This window comes from Neisseria sp. GT4A_CT1 (genome assembly GCF_000227275.1).
In the GTDB taxonomy this organism is placed as follows: Bacteria; Pseudomonadota; Gammaproteobacteria; order Burkholderiales; family Neisseriaceae; genus Neisseria.
On record NZ_JH164966.1, the window covers coordinates 164836 to 166712 of the forward strand.

A 1877-nucleotide genomic window follows, 5' to 3' on the forward strand; every position below is an offset into this window, starting at 1 on the left:
TAACGGAGATGACATCCTAGAAGGTGGTGAAAACAACGACGTACTTGATGGTGGACATGGAAATGATACTTTAGACGGTGGCTACGGCGTAGACAAGATGACTGGTGGGGATGGAAATGATATCTATTATGTGGACAATGTAAATGACACAGTTACCGAGCGATCGGGAGAAGGTACCGATACCATTTACAGTAGCGTTTCCTACACCGCCGCAGCAAATGTTGAAAACCTGACTTTGACAGGTAGCAACAACATCTTCGGTATTGGCAACCATAATGACAATATCTTGACAGGCAACAAAGGGGATAATCGTCTGAGCGGTGAAGACGGCAATGATACCCTGTACGGCATGGGTGGCAACGACACCCTGTTAGGCGGAAATGGAAATGACCATCTCAACGGTGGAGACGGTGATGACTATATTGCAGGCGGCTCGGGTAGCGACACCATCATCACAGGTGAAGGCAACGACACCGTTGCCTTTACTGCATCAGATATTCGTGAAGGCAGTATAGATCGCGTGGTCGAATTTGACCCTAATACGGACAAACTCGACCTATCTGGTATGCGTTCACTGCTGACTGGCAGCAACGCCAATTTGAGCTGGTCAAAGATGTTCGTTGAAAAAGACCCTGAGGTCATTCTCCAAAAAGACCGTCCTTATCTCATCTTCGATACAGAGCAGCATACTCTTGCTTATCGTGAGGCAGGTTCAAGCAGCAGCACCATATTTGCCAAATTCGATTTTGTCTGGTTGGGCCCATCCAATATCATCGGCTAAAGATTTGCTAAAAAGAACAGACCATTTAAAACGAATCTGCTTTTACCGGGAAACGACGCATAAAGCATGATTCGTTACGGATAGCAACAAAAGGTCGTCTGAAAATTCAGTTTTCAGACGACCTTTTCGTTTTTCCACCCTCTCAACATTAAAATACTATTAAATATTATTTCATATTTTAAATTAATATATAAAACAATAATGTAAATTATTATATCTTTTCCATCATATTATTCCCCGATACAATCCGCATCATACATACAATCAAAAAATCTATTAATGTCAAATAGATATATTTATTTTTCCCCGCAACTTGTTCACAAGGAGAGCCATTATGGCCAATACATTGCACCCTTTATACCATAACATAGCAAACAATGAATCCGTCGTCATTAAAGGCACGACCCGCGATGACGTTTTATATGGCAGTCTCGGGCATACCGTATTCTACGGCGGCTTAGGCAACGATGTTTACCACAGTAAAAATGCAGGTGACACCATCGTTGAATATGAATATGAAGGCAACGATACGGTTTATGCTGATACGGACTTTACCTTACCGACACACGTCGAAAACCTGACACTGACCGGCTACGGCAACAATTACGGTTTCGGCAACAACTCAAATAACACCCTGATAGGCAATAGTGGCAACAACCGCTTAAGCGGTGGTCGTGGTAATGACACGCTACACGGCATGGACGGTAACGACCTGCTGATGGGCGGCGATGATCGCGACTATCTTTACGGAGGTAGTGGAAATGACGTGCTACAAGGAGGAGAAGGAAACGACCTGCTCGATGGTGGATACGGCAACGACACTTTAGACGGTGGCAGCGGTGCAGACAGCATGAGCGGAGGATACGGAGATGATATTTACTATGTAGATAATGTGAACGATACGGTTACCGAATGGTGGGGAGAAGGTACCGATACCATTTACAGCAGCGTTTCTTACATAGCCCCAACCAACGTCGAAAACCTAGACACTGACAGGCTACGGCAACAATTACGGTTTCGGCAACAACTCCGACAATACCCTGATAGGCAACAGCGGCAACAATCGTTTGTAGCGGTGGTCGTGGAAACGACACGC

The 1877-nt window shown here is 45.0% G+C and carries 1 protein-coding gene and 1 pseudogene; both read left to right on the top strand.

Annotated elements, in window-relative coordinates:
- Window positions 1–781: calcium-binding protein (locus HMPREF1028_RS05480; RefSeq protein WP_009311795.1), on the top strand; the 781-nt coding region annotated here is incomplete at its 5' end.
- 334 nt (window positions 782–1115) lie between these two features.
- Window positions 1116–1877, top strand: a pseudogene (locus HMPREF1028_RS05485) (calcium-binding protein); the annotation flags it as partial.